25 protein-coding genes are annotated in these 23,537 nt (G+C 64.1%); 14 read left to right on the forward strand and 11 right to left on the reverse strand.

The features are described from left to right. Window positions 1-26: 26 nt before the first annotated feature. The gene (locus CLV47_RS07405; protein ID WP_106348380.1) at window positions 27-950 is read right to left on the reverse strand and encodes an alpha/beta hydrolase; all 924 of its coding nucleotides are present in this window, start codon (window positions 948-950) and stop codon (window positions 27-29) included. Window positions 951-1,173: 223 nt separating this feature from the next. Between CLV47_RS07405 and CLV47_RS07410 the strand changes: the two genes are divergently transcribed. The 7 genes from CLV47_RS07410 to CLV47_RS07440 all read left to right on the forward strand — a co-directional run bounded on the left by CLV47_RS07410 (window position 1,174) and on the right by CLV47_RS07440 (window position 7,498). Next, window positions 1,174-1,725 (forward strand): Chromate resistance protein ChrB, encoded by a 552-nt coding sequence (locus CLV47_RS07410; RefSeq protein WP_106348381.1) that lies wholly within the window; start codon window positions 1,174-1,176, stop codon window positions 1,723-1,725. Window positions 1,726-1,809: 84 nt separating this feature from the next. Next, window positions 1,810-2,472, forward strand: a complete 663-nt coding sequence (locus CLV47_RS07415; protein WP_106348382.1) for a DedA family protein — start codon at window positions 1,810-1,812, stop codon at window positions 2,470-2,472. 131 nt (window positions 2,473-2,603) lie between these two features. Beyond that, window positions 2,604-3,161, forward strand: a complete 558-nt coding sequence (locus CLV47_RS07420; RefSeq protein WP_202862441.1) for an MFS transporter — start codon at window positions 2,604-2,606, stop codon at window positions 3,159-3,161. Between the two features lie 342 nt (window positions 3,162-3,503). Then, complete coding sequence (locus tag CLV47_RS07425; protein ID WP_106348383.1) at window positions 3,504-4,349, forward strand: MaoC/PaaZ C-terminal domain-containing protein; 846 nt, start codon at window positions 3,504-3,506, stop codon at window positions 4,347-4,349. A 9-nt stretch (window positions 4,350-4,358) separates the two neighbouring features. Further along, window positions 4,359-4,775 (forward strand): Zn-ribbon domain-containing OB-fold protein, encoded by a 417-nt coding sequence (locus tag CLV47_RS07430; RefSeq protein ID WP_106348384.1) that lies wholly within the window; start codon window positions 4,359-4,361, stop codon window positions 4,773-4,775. Beyond that, entirely contained in the window at window positions 4,772-5,911 is a 1,140-nt protein-coding gene (locus CLV47_RS07435; RefSeq protein WP_106348385.1) for a thiolase C-terminal domain-containing protein, read from the forward strand. The genes CLV47_RS07430 and CLV47_RS07435 overlap by 4 nt, the downstream gene beginning before the upstream one ends. Before the next feature lie 21 nt (window positions 5,912-5,932). Further along, window positions 5,933-7,498: an AMP-binding protein gene (locus CLV47_RS07440; RefSeq protein ID WP_238145270.1), complete on the forward strand. Its 1,566-nt coding sequence runs from the start codon at window positions 5,933-5,935 to the stop codon at window positions 7,496-7,498. Window positions 7,499-7,501: 3 nt separating this feature from the next. Here CLV47_RS07440 and CLV47_RS07445 read toward each other — a convergent pair whose 3' ends face one another. From CLV47_RS07445 to CLV47_RS07455, 3 genes are all read right to left on the reverse strand, one after another. Beyond that, window positions 7,502-8,266 (reverse strand): TetR/AcrR family transcriptional regulator, encoded by a 765-nt coding sequence (locus CLV47_RS07445; RefSeq protein ID WP_170110992.1) that lies wholly within the window; start codon window positions 8,264-8,266, stop codon window positions 7,502-7,504. Between the two features lie 293 nt (window positions 8,267-8,559). Continuing rightward, window positions 8,560-9,663: an alpha/beta fold hydrolase gene (locus tag CLV47_RS07450; protein ID WP_106348388.1), complete on the reverse strand. Its 1,104-nt coding sequence runs from the start codon at window positions 9,661-9,663 to the stop codon at window positions 8,560-8,562. Next, complete coding sequence (locus CLV47_RS07455) at window positions 9,629-9,991, reverse strand: hypothetical protein (RefSeq protein WP_106348389.1); 363 nt, start codon at window positions 9,989-9,991, stop codon at window positions 9,629-9,631. Before CLV47_RS07455 ends, CLV47_RS07450 begins: the two co-directional genes overlap by 35 nt. A 201-nt stretch (window positions 9,992-10,192) precedes the next feature. Here CLV47_RS07455 and CLV47_RS07460 point away from each other — a divergent pair, with 201 nt between their 5' ends. The 4 genes from CLV47_RS07460 (at window position 10,193) to CLV47_RS07475 (ending at window position 14,623) form a co-directional block, all read left to right on the forward strand. Then, window positions 10,193-10,822, forward strand: a complete 630-nt coding sequence (locus CLV47_RS07460; protein WP_106348390.1) for a TetR/AcrR family transcriptional regulator — start codon at window positions 10,193-10,195, stop codon at window positions 10,820-10,822. A gap of 90 nt (window positions 10,823-10,912) precedes the next feature. After that, complete coding sequence (locus CLV47_RS07465) at window positions 10,913-11,887, forward strand: MBL fold metallo-hydrolase (RefSeq protein WP_106348391.1); 975 nt, start codon at window positions 10,913-10,915, stop codon at window positions 11,885-11,887. 2 nt (window positions 11,888-11,889) lie between these two features. After that, complete coding sequence (locus CLV47_RS07470) at window positions 11,890-13,530, forward strand: FAD-dependent monooxygenase (protein WP_106348392.1); 1,641 nt, start codon at window positions 11,890-11,892, stop codon at window positions 13,528-13,530. Window positions 13,531-13,651: 121 nt separating this feature from the next. Next, on the forward strand, window positions 13,652-14,623 hold the full coding sequence (locus CLV47_RS07475) for an NADPH:quinone oxidoreductase family protein (RefSeq protein WP_106348393.1): 972 nt from the start codon (window positions 13,652-13,654) through the stop codon (window positions 14,621-14,623). Between the two features lie 147 nt (window positions 14,624-14,770). On the opposite strand, the gene CLV47_RS07480 is transcribed toward CLV47_RS07475, so the two are convergent. The 3 genes from CLV47_RS07480 to CLV47_RS07490 form a co-directional block, all read right to left on the reverse strand. Beyond that, window positions 14,771-15,103, reverse strand: coding sequence for a cupin domain-containing protein (locus CLV47_RS07480; RefSeq protein WP_106348394.1), 333 nt, complete (start codon window positions 15,101-15,103; stop codon window positions 14,771-14,773). 60 nt (window positions 15,104-15,163) lie between these two features. Next, the gene (acnA, locus tag CLV47_RS07485) at window positions 15,164-17,953 is read right to left on the reverse strand and encodes an aconitate hydratase (protein ID WP_106348395.1); all 2,790 of its coding nucleotides are present in this window, start codon (window positions 17,951-17,953) and stop codon (window positions 15,164-15,166) included. Window positions 17,954-18,042: 89 nt separating this feature from the next. Then, complete coding sequence (locus tag CLV47_RS07490) at window positions 18,043-18,441, reverse strand: VOC family protein (RefSeq protein ID WP_106348396.1); 399 nt, start codon at window positions 18,439-18,441, stop codon at window positions 18,043-18,045. A gap of 141 nt (window positions 18,442-18,582) precedes the next feature. Between CLV47_RS07490 and CLV47_RS07495 the strand changes: the two genes are divergently transcribed. Continuing rightward, window positions 18,583-19,002: a hypothetical protein gene (locus tag CLV47_RS07495; RefSeq protein WP_146135312.1), complete on the forward strand. Its 420-nt coding sequence runs from the start codon at window positions 18,583-18,585 to the stop codon at window positions 19,000-19,002. On the opposite strand, the gene CLV47_RS07500 is transcribed toward CLV47_RS07495, so the two are convergent. Beyond that, window positions 18,999-20,252: an amidohydrolase gene (locus CLV47_RS07500; protein WP_106348425.1), complete on the reverse strand. Its 1,254-nt coding sequence runs from the start codon at window positions 20,250-20,252 to the stop codon at window positions 18,999-19,001. The two genes, CLV47_RS07495 and CLV47_RS07500, sit on opposite strands and share 4 nt — an antisense overlap. A gap of 222 nt (window positions 20,253-20,474) precedes the next feature. On the opposite strand from CLV47_RS07500, the gene CLV47_RS07505 reads away from it, so the two are divergent. Both CLV47_RS07505 and CLV47_RS07510 read left to right on the forward strand, forming a co-directional pair. Beyond that, window positions 20,475-20,846: an ArsR/SmtB family transcription factor gene (locus tag CLV47_RS07505; RefSeq protein WP_106348426.1), complete on the forward strand. Its 372-nt coding sequence runs from the start codon at window positions 20,475-20,477 to the stop codon at window positions 20,844-20,846. Further along, a complete protein-coding gene (locus tag CLV47_RS07510) occupies window positions 20,843-21,334 on the forward strand; it encodes an SRPBCC family protein (protein ID WP_106348398.1) in 492 nt (163 codons plus the stop codon). The genes CLV47_RS07505 and CLV47_RS07510 overlap by 4 nt, the downstream gene beginning before the upstream one ends. A gap of 59 nt (window positions 21,335-21,393) precedes the next feature. Here CLV47_RS07510 and CLV47_RS07515 read toward each other — a convergent pair whose 3' ends face one another. From CLV47_RS07515 to CLV47_RS07525, 3 genes are all read right to left on the reverse strand, one after another. After that, window positions 21,394-21,705, reverse strand: coding sequence for a hypothetical protein (locus tag CLV47_RS07515; protein ID WP_106348399.1), 312 nt, complete (start codon window positions 21,703-21,705; stop codon window positions 21,394-21,396). A 241-nt stretch (window positions 21,706-21,946) separates the two neighbouring features. Further along, window positions 21,947-23,137 (reverse strand): hypothetical protein, encoded by a 1,191-nt coding sequence (locus tag CLV47_RS07520; RefSeq protein WP_106348400.1) that lies wholly within the window; start codon window positions 23,135-23,137, stop codon window positions 21,947-21,949. Continuing rightward, on the reverse strand, window positions 23,125-23,535 hold the full coding sequence (locus CLV47_RS07525) for a metal-sulfur cluster assembly factor (RefSeq protein WP_202862442.1): 411 nt from the start codon (window positions 23,533-23,535) through the stop codon (window positions 23,125-23,127). Before CLV47_RS07525 ends, CLV47_RS07520 begins: the two co-directional genes overlap by 13 nt. Window positions 23,536-23,537: the final 2 nt, after the last annotated feature.

Below are 23,537 nucleotides of genomic sequence, written 5' to 3' on the forward strand. Positions count from 1 at the left end.
CGCCCCGCGGATCGTTGGAAGGAGGTCTAGCCGAGGAGCTTATCGGTGGCGTCGAGGACCTGCTTGCTGCGCTCGTCGGCCTTGTCCACGACCCCCAGGAACGAGAAGTAGCCATGGATGAGACCGGGGCCGGGTAGGTAGGTCACCGGTACGCCGGCAGCCTCGAGCTTCTTGGCGTACGCCGCACCGTCGTCGCGCAGCGGGTCGAACTCGGCGGTCGCGATCACGGCCGGCGCAAGACCGCTGAGGTCGGGCGCATGCAGTACGTCGAGTACCGGGTCGGTGCGGGTGGACTTGTCGGGCACGTACTGGTCGTAGAACCACTGCATGTCCGACTTCGTCAGGAAGTAGCCATCTGCGTTTTCGTCGACGGATGGACTACTCATCGAGGTGTCGGTCGAGGGGTAGATGAGGACCTGTGCGGCGAGCTGCGGGCCGCCGTTGTCGCGCACCCGGATTGCCGCCCCGGCCGATAGGCTCGCGCCGGCGCTGCCCCCAGCGATTGCATGTGGGCGGTCCGGGTACGTCGCTGCGGCCCACTCGATCCCGGCGACGAAGTCGTCGAGCGGCGCGGGATGCGGATGCTCAGGGGCGAGCCGGTAGTCGACTGACACCACGACGGCGCCGAGCGCGTTGGCCACCCGGCGGCATACCGGATCGTGGGTGTCGAGATCGCCGACGACCCAACCACCTCCGTGCGCGTAGGTCACCAACCGTCCGCGATCAGTGAGCGGCGTGTAGACGCGCACCGGGACGGGGCCGCCCGGTCCGTCGACGGTGTCGTCGCGTACGTCGGCGACCTCTTCAGGCGTGTAGCCCTCCGCGCGCCGGGCCATCGAGATCGCCTTGTAGTGGGCTTTGGTGTCGTCGGCGGAGCCGCGAATCAGCGGGATCGCGCCCATGGCGTCGAGTTGGTCGAGTACGGCGCGAAACTGAGGATCGAGCGGCATGTGGACTCCCCGTCATTTCTTGCAGATCAAGCTAACGAACCTGCGGCTGTCCCGAATCTACCGGAGAGGAAGCGGCCGTCGTCGTTTTCCCTTTCATGATCGTCGATGTGCAGTCCGCTTAACAGGGTGACCCGCGGTAAGGGGCCCCGCGAAAGACACTGAGGCTGCCCGCGGACCGGAAAACGATCCATATTCAGAAGTAACGGGCGCTACAATCAGCGATGTGACGCACCGACGGCAGGTATCGCGATGGTTGTTGCTACTGGTACGGGTGCCCGCCGATCCCTCACGGCACCGCGTAGCGGTGTGGCGGGAGTTGCGCCGGATCGGCGCGTTGTCGCTCGGTCAGGGGACGTGGATGATTCCGGACCTGCCAGCCTTCACGGAGGGCATCGTCAAGATCCGAGCCCTGACGGACCGAGGCGGCGGCGAGATTGTCATGCTCGATGCGGCCGGCCGGGCGACACATGACGATGCGCGCCTCGCGGAAATGTTTACCGCGCAAAGGGAAGACGAGTGGCGTGAGTTCGTCGGCGACTGCGCGAAATTCGCGGCGGAGATAGACCGCGAGATAACGAAACAAAAGTTCACCCTCGCCGAGCTGGAAGAAGAAGAGCAGAGCCTGGAGCGACTACGCCGCTGGTATCGCGCCCTGAAGGCCCGTGACGTTCTGGGCCCTCCGTCGTCAGTCACCGCCGAACGAGAACTTGCCCATTGCGTCGAGCTGTTGGCCGGCTACACCGATCTGGTTTTCGATGCGCTGCACGAGATCTGAGATGTTGCTTCGTGCTGCCGAAGAGCGCGGCCCCGCCCGCCCGTTGGCGACTGCCTCGGTGCAGCTGAAGGTCTGGGGGAGCGCATGAGCGCGCCGGTCCTGCCCGGCTTCTTGGGAACACTCGCCCCGGTCCTGCAGAATTACGGCTACCTCGCCGTCGGCGCGCTGGTGCTCATCGAGGATTTCGGTATCCCGGTGCCGGGCGAGACGATCCTGATCGCCGCGGCGGTGTACGCCGGCGCCGGGCAGTTGAACATCGTCGCGGTGGGCTTGATCGGCTTCGCGGCCGCAGTGCTCGGCGACAATATCGGATACGCGATCGGACATTTCGGTGGTCGGCCGCTCGCGCTACGATTCGGCCGATACGTATTCCTCACCCCGAAACGGCTGGCCAGCGCCGAACAATTCTTCAACAAACACGGTGCGGGGATCATCGTCGTCGCCCGTTTCATCGAAGGTCTACGCCAGGTCAACGGCATCATGGCCGGGATTATCAAGATGAGCTGGCGACGATTCTTGATATACAACGCAATCGGTGCGGCGTTATGGACAGGATTATGGGTCTCGCTAGGCTACCTGGCCGGTAACCACCTCACTGCGATCTATCACGCGATCGGGCGTTACTCGCTGTATGCGGTTGCTGGCGGGATCGTCCTGATCGTCGGGCTCGTGATTAGGCATCGGCTACGTCGGCGCAAGGAATCTGATCCTTCCGGAGGGACGGTGCGCGGTCCCAGTGAGCAGTAATCGGGACGCGCCCGCCGGCGCCGGGCCCGCACTACCGGCTCATCGAACCCGACTACTCGCGCCGCTGTTCGCGGCCGCGGCGGCGCCAAACCATCGTTGATCTCGGCCGGCGGCTGGCAAGAGCGTCGTTCGTGCAGCCGACTGCGGCGCTGGCCGGCGCCACCGCCGCGCTAGCTGTGGGTGTCGGCTTCCTGCCGGTGGCTGGCGCAGCGGCAGGACTCGGGCCGCTGGCGACCGGCGCGGTGGTGTCTATCCTGGCTGCCACAGCCGCCCTCGTACAGCCGTGGACCGGACGGGCGCTAGATGCGGGATGGCTACCGAGCGGTGCCGGGATGGCCGCGGGCCTTCTCCTGGCTGCGGCCGGTTTCGGTATGTCAGTGGCACTGCACGGCCTCGGTGGACTGGTGTCGACGGCGGTCCTGGTCGGCGCCGGATCGGGGCTGGTCACACCGTTGGGTTTCGCGCGGCTCGCCAGCGGCACTCCTACCGAGCGACTCGGCCAGACCATGGGTGCGGCGGAGGTCGGCCGCGAGCTCGGCGATGCCGGCGGCCCGCTTCTTGTTGGCGCTATCGCAGCAGTAGGAACGCTGGGTCTAGGCCTGGGTGCTCTGGCCGCGGTCCTGGTACTGATCGTGACGCTGACCACTACGACTCGCCGCACGGACGGCCCGAGTAACCGCGGCAGTTAGGCGGGGCGTGAATGTGTACGGCGATCGTGGCCATGGTCGTCTGCAAACCGGCCTCGCTGGCAGTGCCGGCATCCCCCGGAATCATGAGGGTTGCCGTCGGCATTTGCCGTGAGTTAATGTGCTCGCATTAATCGACATCGTTGTCGATTAATGTTCGGTAGGCCGCGAGCCTTGAGTTAGGTGCATCACGGGCCGGGTCCACGGCGTTCGCGGCGGTCGGATTACGGTAACCAAGGGATGACTTCTTAGACCGGGATTCTGCACTGGACGGTGCCAGCCATCCGAGCACATGTATGTCGAAGTAGCTCCACCTGGGCAACCTGAACTGAAGGAGAGCAAGAAATGAGCATTGATCTCGACGCGGTCGGACGTACGGCGGGGCCGGTATCGGCAAGCTGGGACTCTAAGGACGCTCTGCTTTACGCGCTCGGCGTCGGCGCCGGACAGGACGATCCGCTCAGCGAGCTTGAGCTCACGACCGAAAACTCGGAAGGCATCGAACAGCAGGTCCTCCCTGTGTACGCCGTCGTCGTCACCCAGAAGACCAAGGGTCTGCACGTTCCGTCGGGCGATATCGACCGTACGAAGCTGGTCCACGCCGAGCAGGAGCTCATTCTGCATCAGCCGCTGCCAGTAGAGGGAAGCGCGCAGCTGAGCAGCAAAGTCACCGGAATCTTCGACAAGGGCTCAGGCGCGCTCGTCAGCACTGAGATCGAAGCGGTCGACGATGCAGGGAAGCCGCTGTTCACCACTCGGTCTGCCGCCTTCATACGCGGCGAAGGTGGCTTCGGTGGCGACCGTGGACCATCCTCAGAATGGGCCGCACCCGACCGCAAGCCGGACCACTCGATCAACGTGACGATCCGCCCCGACCAAGCGCTGCTCTACCGGCTGTCTGGCGACCGCAACCCGTTGCACGCCGACCCGAAGTTCGCCGCCAAGGGCGGCTTCAGCAAGCCGATCCTGCATGGCATGTGCACGTACGGCGTCACGGCCCGCGTGATCAGTCGGGCGGTCGGCGTCGACGGCAACTCCTTCGCTTCTATATATGGACGCTTCAGCAAACCCGTCCTCCCCGGCGAGACACTGACGGTAAACGTGTGGAGTGACGGCAAGACCCATCTTTTCCAGACCTCGGACTCGAGCGGCGACGTCGTCCTTGACCGCGGCGTACTGACAACTCGCTAAAGGAGCGGAATGAGCACCAAGACCGATAAGCCGATACCCAAGGCGACCGCGTCGACCCAGCCCTATTGGGATGGCACGGCGCGCGGCGAACTGTGGATTCAGCGCAGCAAGAACACTGGCAACTACGTCTTTTACCCGAGGTCGCAGTCGCCGTACGGTATCGACGACGAACTGGAGTGGGTGCAGTCTTCGGGCAAGGGCACCCTCGACAGCTATGTGATCAGCGAGCGCCCAGCACCGGGTTTTGAGCCGCCGTACGCCATCGCGATCGTCAAGCTCGAAGAGGGCGTCCGGATGTTGAGCAACATCGTCGGCGTGGAGCCGACTCCGGAAAACCTGGTCCTAGATATGCCGCTCCAGGTCGAGTTCGAGCAGCGCGGCGACATGTCCATTCCCGTCTTCCGTCCCACAGGTGATGCCAAGTGAAGCCCGCACAGGTCGCGATTCGCGGCGCAGCCGAAAGTCGGATCGGCGCCGTACCAGGTGTTTCAGAAATTGAGTTACGTGTAGAGGCGGCGCACCTTGCGCTCGCCGATGCCGGGCTGGACCTCTCCGATGTCGACGGGATCACCAGCGCGAGTTCGTCGCCGATCGAGGTCGCGCACTACATGGGGATCACGCCCAGGTGGTACGACGGCACCAGCGTCGGCGGCTGCTCCTTCCTGGTGCACGTGCGTCATGCTGCCGCGGCAATCGCCGCCGGCCAATGTGAGACGGTGCTAGTGCTGCACGGGGAGTCCGGTCGGTCGCATGTCGGCAAGCCGCCGCGTGCGATGGGCGCGGACAGCATCGCGCGGCAGTTCGAGGGGCCGTATGGAGTCTCGTCGCCGTTCAACATGTTCACGCTGCCGGTGCTGCGGTTCCTGAAGGACCGCGGCATGTCGACCGACGCGCTCGCGGAAGTCGTTGTGGCACAGAGCAAGTGGTCCGAGGGCAACCCTCGGGCGAGCCGCAATAAGCTGGTCACGATCGACGACGTGAAGGCGTCGCCGATGATCGCCTACCCGTTCCACAAGATGGAGTGCTGTGTCGCTACCGACGGCGGCGGCGCGCTGGTGATCACCTCCGCCGCACGCGCCGAGGACGGTCCGCGGCCGCCGGTCTATCTGCTCGGCTCGGGCGAGGCCTCCGACTCGCCCGTGGTCTCGATGATGGACGACCTGACGACTTCGAAGGGCTTCCGCAACTCCAGCAAGGATGCGTTCGAAGAAGCCGGGATCACCACCGGTGACGTCGACCATCTGATGATCTACGACGCGTTCGCGCATCTGCCTCTGTATGGGCTCGGCGACCTCGGCTTCGTCGCTCACGAGGACGCCGCGGACTTCATCGCCGAGGGCAACACATCCCCGGGAGGCAAGCTGCCGATGAACACCAACGGTGGCGGCCTGCGTTACACGCACAGCGGGATGTACGGCATGTTTGCGATCCAGGAGTCGGTACGTCAGCTGCGCAACGAGGCGTTCCGTCAAGTTGATGACGTCGAGCTCAGCGTCGTGCAAGGCGTCGGTGGCATGTTCACCGCGGCCTCGACACTCGTGCTGGCTAACCGGAAGCCGTAGCCGCGCATGGATGCCAAGCTGGTGAGTGACGAAGTCCGTCCGTTCCTGATCGACGGAGCCCTTGGGCTCTGGGAGATTGCCGACGTACAGCCAGACCGGGTAGCGCTCATCGACGTCGACGGAAACAAGATGTCGTACGGCGAGCTCCGGGAATGGACCGACGCGATCTCCGCGGAGCTGCTCCGGCAGGGGTTGACGGCCGGTGACACGATTGCCACTGTCATCGGCAATATGCCCGCAGCCGTGGCGATCCAGCTCGCCACTTCTCAGCTTGGCATCTACTACACGCCCGTCAACTGGCATTTGACGGCACCCGAGATCGAATACATCCTCGGCGACAGCGAGGCGAAGATGCTGTTCGTCAGCTCGGAGTACGCCGATACAGCGACGGCTGCGGCTGACGCTGTTGGGCTGCCGATGGACAAGCGGTTCGCCGTCGGGGCGCTGCCCGGCTATCGGGATATAGCAGAGATCCCGGACGCGGGGCCGGTCGATTCGTCGGTACGTCGACTCGGACAGCGGATGCTCTACACCTCCGGCACGACCGGACGGCCGAAGGGCGTTCGTAAGCCAACTGTCGACACGACCCCGGAGTTGGCCCTGGCGGCCTCGATCCCGCCGCTTACCCGCAGGATGAGCTGGCCGGCCGGGCCCGGCGTACATCTGTGCGTTGCACCGCTCTACCACGCGGCGCCCAATGGCTTTGGCCTCAACGCATTACAACTGGGCCAGACGCTGGTTCTCATGCATAAGTGGACTCCGGAGGACTGCCTACGCCTGATTGAGCGTTACCAGGTGACCGCTACCCACATGGTGCCTACGATGTTTCACCGGCTCTTGGCGTTGCCGGACGAGGTGCGTGACAAGTACGACCACTCATCGCTCAACTACGTCGTTCACGCCGCCGCTCCGTGCCCGGTGCACGAGAAGCAGGCGATGATCGACTGGTGGGGGCCGGTCATCTACGAGTACTACGCGTCGACCGAAGGCGGCGGCACCTCGGTCCGTCCGGAGGCGTGGCTGCAACATCCCGGCACCGTAGGTCGCGGTTGGGATGACGGTGTCGAGGTCGAGATCCACGACGAGCAAGGGAATCTGCTGCCCGCCGGCGAGATAGGCACCGTGTATATCCGCAGCGGCGAGACATTCTCGTACTACAAGGACCCAGACAAGACGGCCGCCGCGTGGCGCGGCGACGTGTTCACCATGGGCGACATGGGATACCTCGATGAAGACGGCTGGCTGTTCCTGGCCGACCGGCGATCGGACATGATCCTGTCCGGTGGCGTAAATATCTATCCGGCGGAGATCGAATCTGTATTGCTCGAACATCCAGCGGTCGAGGATGCCGGCGTTGTCGGCCTGCCAGATCCTGACTGGGGCAACCGGGTGCACGCGGTGGTACAGCCGGTCGCGTCCGTGACTGGCGACGATGCGCTGGCGAAGGAGATCCTGGATCACTGCAACGGGAAGTTGGCGGCGTACAAGCGCCCGCGGACGTTGGAGTTTCGGGAGTTGCCAAGGACGGCGACTGGCAAGCTCAGTCACTCCGCGCTGCGCAAGACCCTCCTCGACGAATTGAGCTGAAGCTCAGTCGAGCCATGCTTTTCGGGGACGGCGACGTAGATCGACGGCGCGGACCCAGATGTCGGTGATGGTCGACTCTGCCTGGTTGCGGTCGTAGTCCTCGCGGCCGACAAACCACCAGTAGCAGAAGTTACCGGTCATGGAGACAAGTGCTGCCGCGGTTGTCGTCGGGTCGATGGCCGGGTCGGCGACGCCTCGGCGCTGCCACCGAGTAATACGTTCGGAGGTGCGTTCGATGTGCGCGCGGCGTACGGCCACCCGATGCTGAAGCACGTCAGCGTCAATGGTCGATACCTGCCGAGCTATGTCATAGATCGCGAGATTCTCTTCGTAGACTTCGATGTAGCGGCGGTTGGAGGCGCGAAGCGCTTCGATCGGATCGAGCCGTTCACCGTCGGGCTGGCTGGACACCGCCTCGGCTACTTTGGCGCCGACCTCGGCGGACAGGACGCGGAAGACGTCAAGCTTGGTGGCGAAGTAGGTATAGAAACTGCCTCGCGATACCTTGGCTTCCTTGACGATGTCCTCGATCGAAGTGTCGATGTAGCCGGTCCGTTCGAATACGCGGCGCGCGGCATCGAGGAGGTGGCGCCGGGTTTTCTGTCCGCGCGCGGTGCCGCGCTCGCTATGGACTGCGCGACGGTCTGCGGCGGTGCCGGCTGGCAGCCAGCCGCCTCTCGTGCGCGGTCCGTTCGCCCTCTTCGGAGACGAACTTGCGCTCGCGCGATCGGACGGGTCGAGTGGACGCTTCTGCTGTGAGTCAGGCATTCCACACCTCTCTGTCTGCGTAATAGTCGCACACAGAAGCGCCACTACGCACCCTTGAGTCGACATTAATGTCGACTATTCCTGCCCGGCTGCGACAAGCGCAAAACGGATGACGACCGCATGGCTGAACCATGCGGTCGTCATCTCCCCCGATACCGTGACCACAGTCGCCGTCGTTCCCCCCGGATGACGGCGGGCGTGGTCCGCCCACCCTCCCTGACACTGCGGCAGACCTCGCCGCTCCGCATCTCGACGAGAGGCGGACCGATCAAATTCTCAGGGCACGATCAGAACTAGACCAGGACGTGGCTCTTCCTGGTGAGGAACTCAAGAATGGTCGGGATGGTGGTCTTGTGTGCTGTCTTTCCAACGACAAGCCCAATGTGTCCCGCGTTGAGTGCCAGTTCGGTTTTGTCTTCGGAGCCAACGAGGTCGATCAGCGGTGCGGCGGCCTTTTCGGGCACGATGTGGTCGCGGGTAGCGCGCACCGCAAAGAATGGCACCGTGATATCGCTCAGATGCACCCTGTCGTTTCCGATGTAGAGCTCGTCATTGATCATGCCGTTGTCGTGCACCAGCATCTTGACGGTCTCGCGTGCGGCCGCGCCCGGGAAGGGGATGTGATCGTCGGACCAGCCAGTCATGGTCTGGTACGACGCGAGGTAGTCGTCGTTCCAGAGTTTGTCCAGCAGGTTGACGTAGCGACTTACCTCCGAGGTCGGCGTCAACACCCGAAACCCTTGCCGGATCGTGTTGGCCGGTACGTTTCCGTCGTCACCGATGAAGTCCTCGATGTCGAGCCCGCCGATTCGGAAGCTGTCGGTCATCGGGCCGAGGTGTCGGAAATCCACCGGCGTTGCCATCACCGTGAGGCTGCGCAACGGCGCGTCTGGGTGGCGCGCGGCGTAGAGGAGCGTTAGGTCGCCGCCGAAGCAGTAGCCGAGCAAGTTGATGTCGGGCGAACCGGTGATATCGCGTATCTTGCTGACCGCCGAGGGGATGTAGTCATCGACGTAGTCTTCGAGCCGGTTGCTGGCGTCCCGTTCGTCCGGCACCCCCCAGTCGATCATGAAGACGTCGAAGCCGGCGTCGACCAGTCGTTCGATGAAGCTGTTGCCGGGCGTGAGGTCGAGGATTCGGCTCCTGCTGACCAGGCTGAATACGATCAGCAGCGGTGGGCCGAGGGTGACCGCGTCGCTGCGGTAGCGCCACATCCTGCTTCGGCCGTGGCTCCAGACCACGTCCTTCGGTGACGCGGCCGTCCGCGGCCGATGTCCGGCAAGCACCTTGATCGCATTACGCGTCCGACCGATTCCGCGGTCTACGTCGGTGCGGACCCGATTGATCACGGCCTGCGGCGTATCAAGCAGCGTCTGCGGTGTGGGCATCGAGGCCATTGCCCTTCTCCTTCAACGGTACGGCGGGTGATTCCGGAGCCTGGCGCTCCTGCTCCAGTTGCAGCGTCAGGCGGCGGACCTCGCGATCAAGTGCCCCGAGTTGCTTACGCAGCCGCGAGATGTCCGAACCCGCTGGAAGGTTGAGGATGTGCCACATCCTCGCGCTGGCATCCCGGGCCTGGGACTCGAGGAATGCCTGCGCCTTTCCAAATCGCCCAAGCTCCTTGCAGAATTGCTCGCTCCGGACGAACGCTTCCAGTTGCGGCGTCACAATCCCGTCAACCGCATCGAAGATTTGGCGCCATAGCGGTTTGCGATTGGATGCCATTAGGCGTCCGACTCCTTCGGTTGATGCGTAATTTCGGCGAAGGTCCACCGGTGGGCAACTCGACGCAATTGAATGGCTGTTTGGTGCGCGCTTTTCTGGCGCCGGAGATACGCTATGTGAGCGCTTGCTTAGTAGGCGCGTAATTAGTATGCGCGGAGATTCGATGGAACATCAATCATTGGTGAATGGGGCCACACTGAGATGACCGTCGCATCGGCGCACGGGAATTCCCCCAACGAAGTCTTTGCAGCGATCGAAAACGCCTCGGCTCGACGCTTGCTCATAGTCGCACTCGACGAGTTTGCCGCTCGCGGCTTTCATGCGACGACGACCCGAGATGTGTCGACCAAGTCTGGATTGAGTCCGGCGGCGATGTATGTGCACTACCCGTCTAAGGAGGCGATGCTGTTCCAGATCGCACTCGTCGGCCACAGTACGGCGCGAGATCGGCTGCGCGCTGCCCTTGCCGAGATCGACCAAACGGCCGGGTCCGCGCAGCGGCTGGAGGTGATTCTGCGTGAGTTCACCTTCTGGCACGCCGAGCACACGACGGTCGCGCGGGTCTGCGAATACGAGCTGCAACATCTGAACGCCGAGCACCGTGCCGAAATCGACAGGATCCGGCGCGAGATAGAGGTCGGCGTGCGAGACGAAGTGCAGCGCGGCGTCGACTGCGGCGAGTTCTCGGTGCCCGATGTTCGCTACGCGACGATGGCGTTGACCTCGCTCGCGATTGACATTGTTCGGTGGTACACCCCGGGCACAGGAGTCACGCCAGCCGAGCTCGCGGACAACCTCGCCGTACTAGGTCTCAAGATGGTGACGGCCTGACCGCGCCGTACTCGGTTGTGGTGCGCCCGTTAGTTGACGGCACGGCAGATTGGGTGCAGATTCGTAGCTAGTTGGTAAAGGAGTTGCGATATGGCAAGCAAAGCATTCGCCTCATCCGAGGACCTCGCGGATAAGACGCAGAATTTCGAGATTCTTGCAGACGGCGTGTACGCGCTTACCGCGGAAGGTGATCCCAATGTCGGTGCCGTTGAGGCAGACGAGTTCCTCATCGGGTTCGAAGCGCTCGCCACTCCCACGGCTGCGAAAAGCTGGCTGGAACAGCTTCGCGAGCACACGGAGAAACCATTCCGGTATCTGGTGCTGTCGCATTACCACGCCGTACGCGTCCTCGGTGCGTCCGCATTCGACGCAGAAATCATTGTTACGCATGAGAACACCCGCAAGTTGATCGCGGAACGTGGCAAGGAGGACTGGGAGAGTGAGTTCGGGCGTATGCCGCGGTTGTTCCGCGACCCGGACAGCATTCCCGGGCTTACCTGGCCAGACCTGACGTTCTCCGACCGCCTGACGATCGAGCTCGGCGGCGACCGTGGCGAGCTGGTTTTGCAGTACTGCGGGCGCGGCCACACAGCCGGTGACATCGTGGCGTGGATCCCCAAGTCCGGAGTTCTGTTCGCCGGCGACCTCGTCGAGGCCTCCGCAGCGCTTTACACCGGCGACGCGTTCCACATGGATTGGTCCAGTGGGACATTGGACCGGGTGAAGTCCTTCGGCGCAGAAGCGCTCGTCGGTGGCCGCGGAGATGTGGCGCGCGGCCGCGAGTCGGTGGATGCGGCGATCGAGCAGACCCGCGAGTTCCTGGCCGTCATGCGCGAGAAGGTCGGTGCCGTACATAAAAGCGGCGGCACGGTCAAAGAGGCGTTCGAGTCGACACATGAAGCGCTCTCTCCGAAGTTCGGAAGGTGGCCCATCTTCGAGCACTGCCTGCCGTTCGACGTACAGCGCCTCTGGGACGAGTACGACGGGATCGACTGGCCGCGGATCTGGACGGCCGAGCGCGACCGCGAGGTCTGGGACAAACTGCAGAACGACGCCGAAGGTTAGTCATGCCCGGCCGCGCGCAGTACGACGGCGCGCCTATTGCGATCATCGGCAACGGGCCGGTCGGACAGACCACGTCGCTGCTGCTGGCGCGTTGGGGCATACCGACGGTGGTGCTCGACTCCCGTGATAGTCGGGATCTTGTCGGGTCCAAGGCTATCTGCCAACAACGCGACGTGCTCGACATATGGGGAAGCGTCGGCGTCGGTCGCCAAGTCGCGGACGAGGGAGTGACCTGGACGGTGGCGCGCACTTTTCACCGTGACCGCGAGTTATTCTCCATCGAGTTCGCCGACCGCGGCCGGTCGGCATACCCGGCGTGGGTCAACATCTCGCAGTCACGCACCGAGCAGATTCTGGACGAGCGCATTGCGGCTTCGCCGTTGATCGACGTGCGTTGGGGGCACGACGTGGCGGCGATCGCCGAAGACGGTACGAGCATCGTGGTGACGGCCCGGACCCGCGAAAATGTCGAGACAGTCCGTGCGCCGTACGCCGTCGTCTGTGGTGGCGCGCGGGCCTACCCGCTGCGCGCGATGCTGGGGGTCGAGTTCGAGGGGCGCACGTTTGACGACTACTTCCTGATCTGCGACATCAAGACCGACCTGCCCGAATGGGCCAAAGAGCGGCGCTTCTACTTCGACCCGGAGTGGAATCCGGGCCGGCAAGTCCTGGTGCATCCCTGCCCCGACTCCACTTTTCGCGTCGATTGGCAGGTGCCGCCGCACTTCGATCTGAGCGCGGAGGAACGGGACGGCGGGCTCGACCGGCGTATCCGGCAGATCATCGGCGAGCGGCCGTACGAGATCGTGTGGCGGTCGGTCTACCGCTTTCAATCCCGACACACCAACCGATTCCGCGTCGGCCGCGCCCTACTTGCCGGCGACTGCGCGCATCTGCTCGCGCCGTTCGGGGCGCGCGGCCTCAACTCCGGCGTACAGGATGCCGAGAACGCGGCCTGGAAGATCGCCGCGATTCTCGGTGGGTGGGGTGATCAGTCGTTGCTGGAGTCTTACCACGATGAACGTATGGCCGCGGCGCTGGAAAACCTCGAGATCACCACGCACACGATGGACTTCCTTGTGCCGCAGAGTGACGCCGGATGGGCGCATCGCCGTGACGTGCTCGCCCGCGCCGAGCACGACATGGTGGCGCGCCGGCAAGTCGACTCGGGCCGTCTAGCCGAACCGTTCTGGTACGTCGACTCTCCGCTGATCACACCGAGCCTGGACCGTCCCTTTCCTGGCCGGCCGGCGAAAGGGTCACCCGCCGAGCCTGGCCCCGGCGTACTGATCCCCGATGTACCGGTGCACATCGACGGTGACCCGGCGGCGCGCACGCGAGACGTTGGGCGCGACGGCATTTTGGTGCTGACCACCGATGGCGTTGACCGCGACGCTACTGAGCGGGTCGCGGCGCGTGCAACATCCGCGCCGCTGAAGGTCTACGCCGTCGCCGACATCGAGGTCGACGGCCTGCTCTCGGAGTGCTTGGATACGGGGCCCAACGAGGCGTGGGTGGTGCGGCCGGACGGGCACGTCGCGGCTGTCGTTGCCGGTGACGACGACATCGCGCTGCACGCGGCGATCCGCCGTACCCTCGGCTTTTCCACGCTGGTCGACGACTCGACTGCCTCGCCGGTCTGAGGAGACAGACTCAGTCGATTGCCATCCTCGATCGGCCGATCGATATCGACGAAGACTAGTCTCGGTTCACGCAGACCAAGCACAATAAGATCGCTATCCCCACAACCGTTAGGTCATTGCCATGAGAGCCGTTCACATCGCTACCCTCGATGGCCCCGAAGCCGTCTCCGTCGTCGACGTCGACAAACCGACCCGCACGCCCGACCAGATGCTCATCGAGGTGCACGCCGCAGGCGTTGCATTCCCAGAGGTGCTGCAGTCGCGCGGCAAGTACCAAAACAAGCCCGACCTGCCGTTCATTCCCGGCGCCGAGGTCGGTGGAGTCGTCGCCGAGGCGCCGGAAGGCGCACACGTGCAGCCCGGTGACCGGGTCGCCGCGCTGTCGATGCTCGGCGCTTTCGCGGAGTACGCCGTGTGCGACCCCGCGCTGGTCTTCAAGATCCCGGACAACGTGACGTTCGAGCAGGCCGCATCGCTGCCGTTCAACTACATGACCGCGCACTTCGCGCTGATACCGCGCGGGCGGCTGGCTGCCGGTGAGACGGTCCTCGTGCACGGCGCGGCGGGCGGTGTCGGTACGGCGTCCATCCAGGTCGCCAAGGCATTCGGCGCGGGCACGGTCATCGCGGTGACGTCGACCGACGAGAAGGGCAAAGTGGCTATCGAGGCGGGAGCAGACCAGTACGTCTTAGTTGATGGGTTCAAGGACGCCGTGATGTCGGCGACCAACGGTACGGGCGTCGACATTGTCGTCGATCCGGTCGGCGGCGACCGGTTCACCGACTCGCTGCGGTGCCTGCGCGACGACGGACGGCTGCTGGTTGTCGGCTTTACCGGGGGCTCGATTCCAGAGGTCAAGGTCAACCGCCTGCTGCTGAACAATATCGACGCGGTCGGTGTCGGGTGGGGTGCCTACGCGAGCAAGCGTCCTGGATACTTCGCCGGACAGTGGGACGAGCTCGAGCCCAAGGTCGCCAACGGCGAACTCACCCCGCCGATCGGCGCCACGTTCCCGATGGACGACGTCGTCGAGGCCCTCAAGACCATCGACGAGCGGCGCGCGACCGGCAAGGTCGTCCTGAATATCCGCTGAGGAACCAGTGGTGCCGAGCTGTTGGTCCGCCGGCGCGAAGTCGTTATAGACGACGTCCCAGAGCCAAGCGAGCGCCGTCGCGACCCTTGGACGCGGTATCCGGAGGCGCCCGCGAGATGGTCGTCGATAGGGCGGACGGTGCGGGAGTCAGCCGAGCTTTGCGACCGTGAGCAGTACGGCGGAGTCTTCGATTGCCTCAAGTGAATGCCGGGCATTGGGCACGATCAGCAGGTCGCCCGGCGAGCCGTCCCACGACTGGTCGCCAGCGACAAGTCGTACTCGGCCGACGAGTACATGGATTGTCGACTCACCGGGATTGTCGTGGTCGTCGAGTTTGTTGCCGGCGATCAACCCGACGACGGTCTGGCGGAGCACATGCTCATGCCCGCCGTACACGGTGTCAGCGCTGCGGCCACTTGATGCCTGCGCGGCAACCTTCAACTGCTGGCGAGCTTTCGCGGTCAACGATGACTTTTCCATTGCCATAGCGTCGCACAAGTAAGCGATTCCGTCGATGACGCATACGGGCGGATCGGACGGTCACTGCGACAGCAACTGACGCAGGACATAGGGCAGGATCCCGCCGTGCTGGAAGTACGCCGCCTCGGCGGGCGTGTCGATCCGCACGTCGACGGTGAACTGTCGAGTCTGACCTGCGGTCTCGGTCTGGACGGTAACCTCGCCCGGCATTTCGTCGTGCCCCTCGAGCCCGGTGATCGTGAAGACTTCCTCGCCGGACAGCCCGAGCTGCTCAGCGGACTCGCCTGGCTTGAACTGGAGCGGCAGCACTCCCATGCCGATCAGATTCGATCTATGTATGCGTTCGAACGAGGTCGCCAACACGGCCTTGACACCCAGCAGCATCGTCCCTTTGGCCGCCCAGTCGCGCGACGACCCGGATCCGTAGTCGGAACCGGCGAGCACGATAAGCGGCACGTTGTCTCCGGCGTACGCCGTCGCCACATCGAAAATGGTCTGCACCTCGCCGTCCGGCAGGTGGCGGCTGAAGCCGCCCTCGGTGCCCGGAACGAGCCGATTGCGCAGCCGCACATTCGCGAACGTGCCACGGATCATCACGTTGTGGTTCCCGCGGCGAGAGCCGTACGAGTTGAAGTCCCGTCGCTCGACGCCATGCTCGATCAGATATTGTCCGGCCGCCGAGTCTGCCCTGATTGCGCCGGCCGGCGAGATGTGGTCGGTGGTGACCGAGTCGCCGAGGAATGCTAGGACGCGGGCGCCGGTAATGTCGCGGACGGGGCTCGGTTCGGGCCGCATCCCGTCGAAGTACGGCGGCTGCCGGATGTACGTCGAGTCGTCGTCCCAGTCGAACGTCTGCGAGTCCGGCAGTACCATCGCGCGCCAGTTGTCGTCGCCGTCGAGGACATTCGAGTATCCCGCGGTGAACATGTCGGCCTCGACGCATTCGTCGATGACGGCCTTGATCTGTGCGGTGCTCGGCCAGATATCCCGCAGGAACACGTCATTGCCGTCGGGGTCTTGTCCGAGCGGTTCGCGCAGCAGGTCCGCGTGCATCGTGCCCGCGAGCGCATACGCGATGACCAGCGGCGGTGAGGTCAGGAAGTTCATCTTCGTCTCGGAGTGAATCCGGCCCTCGAAGTTGCGGTTGCCCGACAGCACCGACGCGACAGTCAGGTCATGCTGCCCGACGGCCGCACTGACGGCCGGGATCAGCGGACCGGAGTTACCGATACAGGTAGTGCAGCCGTAGCCAACCAGGTTGAAACCGAGCTTCTCCAGATATGGGGTCAAACCGGCACGAGCGTAGTAGTCCGATACGACCCGCGATCCCGGCGCCAGCGTGGTCTTCACCCATGGTCTGCGCGAAAGGCCCCGTTCTACGGCGTTCTTGGCCAGCAGCCCCGCGCCAATCATCACACTCGGGTTAGAGGTATTCGTGCACGACGTGATGGCCGCGATCACCACGGCGCCGTGATCTATCGTCACGGATTTGTTCTCGAGCATGATCTCGGCGGGGTTGGACGGCCAGTCGAGCACTTCCTCGCCATTGTCGACCCGGGGGAGCGGATCGCTGTCGATTCGACCGCTGACGGCGACGGGATCGCTGGCGGGGAACGAACCGGCCTCGGCGTCATCGAGCCCGCCACGCACGGCGTCGGTGTGGGACTCTCCTCCCAGCAGCCGGCGAAAAGCCGATTGCGCAATGCGCAGAGGTATCCGATCCTGGGGCCGGGTTGGCCCTGCGATCGAGGGCTCGACGGTGGAAAGGTCGAGCTCGACGACCTGGCTGAAGTCTGGCTCGTGGTCCGGGTCGTGCCACATCCCCTGCTCTTTGGCGTATGCCTCCACAAGCGCGACCTGATGCTCGGATCGGCCGGTCAGCCGTAGATAGTTGAGTGTCTCTTCATCAATAGGGAAGATGCTGACGGTGGACCCGTACTCGGGACTCATGTTGCCCAGCGTGGCTCGCATCGCGAGCGGCACGTTCGCGGTTCCCGGGCCGAAGAAGTCGACGAACTTACCCACTACGCCGACCCGGCGTAGCAGCTCGGCGACCGTGAGCACGAGGTCTGTTGCAGTGGCCCCTTCGGTCAGCTCTCCGGTGAGCTTCAGGCCGACGACTTGAGGGATGAGCATGCTCATCGGCTGACCGAGCATGGCAGCCTCGGCCTCGATACCGCCGACGCCCCAGCCCAGCACGCCAAGTCCGTTGATCATCGGTGTGTGCGAGTCGGTGCCGACGAGTGTGTCCATGTACGCCGCCGGCCGTTCACCTTTGTCATTGGTGAAGACGACCCGGGCGAGGTACTCCAAGTTGACCTGGTGGCAGATCCCGGTGTCCGGAGGCACGACCTGGAAGTCGTTGAACGCCTGCTGCCCCCACCTCAACAGCTCGTACCGTTCGCGGTTGCGCGAGAACTCCAACTCGGCATTGAGACCGAACGCGTCAGCCGTGCCGAAAACATCGGCGATAACGGAGTGGTCGATGACCAGATCCGTTGGTATCAGGGGATTGATGCGCTGCGGGTCGCCGCCGAGGGCGTTCATCGCATCGCGCATCGCCACCAGGTCGACGACGCACGGTACGCCGGTGAAGTCCTGCATGAGCACGCGCGCCGGCGTGAACTGAATCTCCGAACTCGTCGTCGCATGCGGGTCCCACTCGGCGAGAGATCGCACCTGTTCGGCGGTGACCAGGCGGCCGTCCTCGTTACGCAGTAGGTTTTCCAGCAAAATCTTCAAGCTGTACGGCAGTCGGGACGAGTTCGGGATCCTGTCGATCCTGACTATGTCGTACGACGTGTCGCCAACCTGAAGTTGGTCCCGTGCATTGAAGCTGTTCGTGCTCATCGCTTCTCCCCTTTAACGCGTGCACCCGGGCTGATCCCCAATGTGCGGTTTCATCGCACGCCATGAGCGGCCGTTTCAAGGTGCGTCGTTCATGACGTTAAGTTCCGTTGGTCGCGACGCAGCGGGTGGTCATCTGGGATTTGGACGATAACAATTTTGATCCCGTCGGGATCGGCGATCCACATCTCGATCAGTCCCCAGAACTCTTGCTTTGGTGCCCGAAGAATCTGCACCCCGGCATCGGTGAGACGTTGTTGCTCAGCGGCGACATCCCTTACCTGCAGCCAAAGTGATACGCCGCGTGGGTCAATATCCTCCTTTGTCCCAGACACTTCCAGCAGGCCGTTGCCGAGGAAGAAAACCATGCTTGGGCTGGCAGGGTCACCGAACTCGCGGTAGATCGCCAGGCCTAGCACGTCGCGGTAGAAGCGACGACTGGCCGCGGGATCGGATGGTCGGATCAGGACCCTGCTGCTGAGTATCTCCATTCACCGATCATCCCCGAAGAGCGCGTAAAGCGCGAACCTCCCGATTGCTATTTTACACGGTATTATTGTAAAAAATAGAGGACGGAATGCTTGCGTTCTTTAATCGAGTCTTCAGTTGTTCGAGGCAAGGTGGGCGGAAAGATGCTCTGGCGCAAACCAAAAGGAAAGCCACCCCGGGTCATACTCGCGGAGCTCGACGAGGCCATGGCAAACCTGGACACGGCTCGGGCCGATCTCGCACATGCCGAACGGCTTGCGTTGCCGATCGGTGCTGTGCGGGCGGCATACAACAAGGCCAGCGCTGCGTATCGGTCGGCCGTTGTCGCGTCCACGGCGGCCCGCCACCTACGCGGACCGGCCATGCAGCAGCAGATCCGCGAGCTGTCCTCGCTCGAGCAAGAGCACTTGCTCAATGCGCCGTCCGGCGTACTGCTGACGAAAGAGGCCCGCCCCAACTCGCGAGCGGCGCTCGGCCCGGATATCGCTGGCATGGACTACGACCCGACGCCGGCCGGCGACGGCGCCGAGCATCTGTTTGGCAGTGACTACTCCGACCGCTAGTTGCCGAGATAGCTCATTACGGCCACTACCATGGCCTTCGTGCCGTTGTCGATCGCGGGGCCCATCACCGGTGCGAAATATCCGCTGTGGTTGGACGGGATATCCTGCGCGAGTCGCCCCGCGGCGGCGGCTGTCGCGTAGACGTCCGGGTCGGTGCCGCCGAAGTTCCAGAAAAGGAACGGCGCGCCAAGGGCGACCGGGATGTCGCTGAAGTCTTCGCTGCCGGTGGACGGGGTCATCAGCGTCGACTTGTCGCCAAAGTGTTCGGCGAACGCCGCCGATACGTGGTCGTAGACCGCTTCGGTGTTGTCGGTGAGCGGGAACTGGTCGTAGTACTCGAAGTCAGGCGGCTGCGGCGTATCGGACGCTTCGCACTCGGCGATGATGATCCGCTCGATCGACTCCTTGAGCTTGGCCCGCACGCGCTCGCTGTAGGCGCGGATATTCAGCAGTAGTACGGCGTCGGCCGGGATGATGTTGCTCTTGGAGCCGGCCTGGAAGCTACCGACGGTGACGACCGCGAACGTCCCTGGCCGCAGCTCGCGCGAGACGATGCCGTTGAGCCGCTGCACGATCGCGCCACCCAGGGTGATCGGGTCGATCCCGCCGTGGGGCATCGAGCCGTGGGTGCCCCTGCCGTGCAGCGTGACCCGGATGCTGTCCGCGGCGGACATCGCCGGTCCGGGCCGGCTCGCGACCACGTCGTAAGGGAGGGGGACCAGGTGCTGACCGAGCGCGACATCGGGCGTGGGGATGATGTCCGCGAGCCCGCCGTCGATCATCGACTTCGCACCGGTGCCGACCTCCTCCGCCGGCTGGAACAGCGGAATGAACGTCCCGCTCCAAGCGTCCTTGTTGTTCGCGAGTAGCTCGGCAGTAGCGAGCAGGCACGTGACGTGCATGTCGTGGCCGCACGCGTGCATGACATGCACTTGTGCACCGGTCGCGTCGCTCGTGGTGTGCTTCGAGCGGTAGGGGAGGTCGGTGAGTTCCTCCACGGGCAAGGCGTCCATGTCGGCGCGCGCGAGGACCGTCGTACCGTCGCCATTACGCAGGATGCCGACCAGGCCGGTGGGGCCGATTCCTTCGTGCACCTCGTAACCGAGCGCGCGCAGCCGGTCGGCGATCAGGCCGGCGGTGCGGGTCTCCTGGAACGACAGCTCCGGATTCTGGTGCAGGTCCTGGTAAAACGCCTCGTGCCAGTCTTTGAGGTCTGCGATTCCGTCGAGAACCTTCTGCGTTGTGCTCATGGCCACCTCTCGTCCGTTTTGGCCCATTGTGCCTGACGGGCCGTCGGCACCTCTTGTGTCACCGAGGGTGCACTTGTGGCACGGAGGTCGGTGACACAAGAGCACTGTTCATGACACAAGCACGAGGCCCGCCGTACTCCACGACCTTATTCAACTAATTGGTTGACAATGGTTGGACGCCGTCGTACCGTTGTATTCAACCAAACGGTTGCGGAGGAGAAAATGGCGGAAGACGAGTTGTCGAGGGTGTTCGCGGCGTTGGCCGACCCGACGCGGCGCGGCATCGTGGCGCGGTTGGCCGTTGGTGACGCTGGCGTGGTCGAGCTGGCGGAGCCGTACGACGTGTCCGTGCAAGCGGTCTCGAAGCACCTGAAGGTCCTCGAAGACGCCGGACTTGTCAGCCGCAGCCGCGATGCGCAGCGCCGTCCCTGTCATCTCGAGGCGGAGGTATTCGACCTGATGACGAAGTGGATCGAACGTTACCGACGCGAGGCCGAGGAACGGTTCACCCGACTGGACGCCGTACTCGCCGATATGGAAGCCGAAGAAGCACCAGAAACCCAAGAACCACGGAGAAAGGGAGCAGCATCATGAGCACCAACACGAAACCAGAGACGACCATCAAGGCCAACCCGGACCTGCCGACAATCGAGATCGTGCGCGAGTTCGACGCGCCACCGGAGCGGGTCTTCCGAGCGTGGACCGACCCGGAGCTATTCGCCAAATGGGTTGGACCGCGGAACCTGACGACCAAGGTCGACCATTGGGACTGCAAAACCGGCGGCGGGTATCGCTACCGCAACCTGCGTGACGGCGAGGAGATCGCATCGTTCTTTGGGTCATTCCACGAGGTGCGTACCAACGAGCGTCTAGTCCAGACTTTCACCTGGGAAGGCCAGCCGGACGGCGTGAGCCTCGAGACAATGACGTTCGAAGCTCTCGGCGACGGTCGCACCCGAATCGTCTCGCTCGGCGTCGTCGAATCAATGGAGATCCGCGACATGATTCTGTCGAGCGGCATGGACACCGGAGTCGTCGAGGGCTACGAGAAGCTCGATGAGCTATTGGCTGCGCAAAGGTGAGCACCGCGCACCTCGACACGCTAGTTGAGGCGCCATAGATTCGGACTCCGCGGGTCGATTCAGCCGCCGGACGAGTTCGTGCGGAGGAGTCGCTCGGACCCTGCCGTCCACGCCGCGAAGGTCAGATAACCAGTCTCGAACGCGAGAAGGTCGCCATCCCACCGCTTGGAGTTCTTGCCGCGTTTCGCGATGAGTAGCGCCGCACCCGCGGCAAGATTCATCCCTGCCCATAACCCGTTGACGCCAGGTCCGGACTCTCGTCCGGCCAAGGGCGTCAGATGCTTCTTGCCGGTGAGGGCGGTCGCGAGATGCGGGGCGCTGTTGGCGACGAACAGCCCCGCGAAGAACGACTGGATGCGTGAGGATCTCATTTTTTCGACGGTACCGGTGCCGAATAGCGAGGAGACCCCGCACGGGTCCTACGGCCGTCGCAGCCTTCTCGCGGGTCTTGCCACGCGCCACCACCGTTGTCAGCCAGGCAAGAAGGTGGTCCAGATCGCGGCGAACCGAGTCTTGCCCTGGACGCAGAGGTGGGTCGGCGTACCTGGGAGGATTTTTTGGCCGAGCGGTTCGCCCGCGCGGCATCGGCCGGTTAGACAACTTCGGCGCTGATTATGATCCGGAGCCCGACGCGGTCGAGGGCTGAGGGCGCTTGGCGCGTCGAGGGTCCGGTCGCAACAGGTGAGACAGGAATAGTCCATACACCGCCATACCCATGTAGAGCAGGAGGGCGACTTCGTTGAAGACGCCTCCCCATTGCCAGGCGATCTGGTTTTGCAGCCAGTCGCCGCCGACAAGCCGCAGCAGGAGCGACAGGTGCAGCAGCGCCAATGGCAGATAAAGCCAGCGGTGATAAGGGAAGGGCCGGCCGAGGACGGAAGGCACGATTACCGGTGCGTGGGCGAAGATCATCGAGATGACGAAGCCCAGAAGAATCGCGTGCAGCATCGCGTCGTACGCCGGCTGGTGCGAAGTCGCCCGGGTCATGTGGCCGAGCGTGAGCCACAGAATGCCACCGGTCGCGAGCCATGCATACCCGGTCAGCAGGGCGGCGGCCATAAAGCGCGTCAGGCCGTTGGTGCGGACCGTGCGCCGCGCGATGTCGAAGCGAGCCAACCAAAGTGCGAGCGCGATCAGCCCCACACCGGCGACGCGTACGCCGAGAACCTCAATGAAACTGGAGACGACAAGACCGCCGCCGAAAATACCGGCCGCGATGCTGAACAGCCACCGAGAGCCCACGGCGGCTCCGGTCAGCCGGGACAGCTCTAGCCGCTCGCCGGAGATCGTCAGGACAAGAAAGCCAACCATCCATGGAAGGAAGCGGTAGACCTCCCAGCCGGCCAGCCACAGGCATCCGGCGACCACCCAGCAGATCGCCCCACTAGCGAGGACCACGTTGTGCATCGAAGCCTGGATCCGGTGGACCGCGACGAACACGCCGACCAGAATCAGGCCACCGAGTGTCACTAGCATCGCCGGCACGCCATCGGGTGCACCAAACAACACGCCCAGCCCGCCCAGGCCCGCGGCGACAGGAGCGACGTACGCCCAGGGCGCACCGAGGGCGACCGCGCGTTCCAAGGAAATCAACGTGCCGAGGAACCCGAGCACCATCATCGGGCCGTGACCGGTGTTGAGACTGGTGCCGCCGGTCGGGAGTGGCAGGCCTAGGTGGACGAGTCCGGACCACAGGGCGGCGATCAGGATCACGACCGCGCCGATCATGATCGGCGCGACCCAGCCACGCCGCCGTCCCCGCGCGTTGGTCAGGCTGACCGTCGGCGCGGTCACACCGGCCATCCGAGCTCCTGTTTCGCGCGCGTGCTCATCATCTCGGTGGACCACGCTGGCTCCCAGATGATCTGAAGATCCACGTCATCGATACCGGGCGCTCCCCAAAGCGTGCGGTGGACGGAATCCTCCATGTATGCGCTCAATGGGCAGCCGGGGGTTGTCAACGTCATCCGGATGAGGGCGACGCGGTCACTTATCCGGATCCCATAAACCAGCCCGAGGTCGACGATGTTCACGCCAATCTCGGGGTCGATGACCTGCTGTAACAGATCGGCCACCATCGCCGGATCGGCTTGTCCGGTGAGCCAGCCGCGCACGGACAGGGGCTGGCCAGCCGTTAGCTGGTCAACTTGAGGTACGGCGCTCGTCTCCGGCTGCGAGCGCTCCCGTGTCCATCGGCTCATGG

It is taken from the genome of Antricoccus suffuscus, from assembly GCF_003003235.1.
In the GTDB taxonomy this organism is placed as follows: Bacteria; Actinomycetota; Actinomycetes; order Mycobacteriales; family Antricoccaceae; genus Antricoccus; species Antricoccus suffuscus.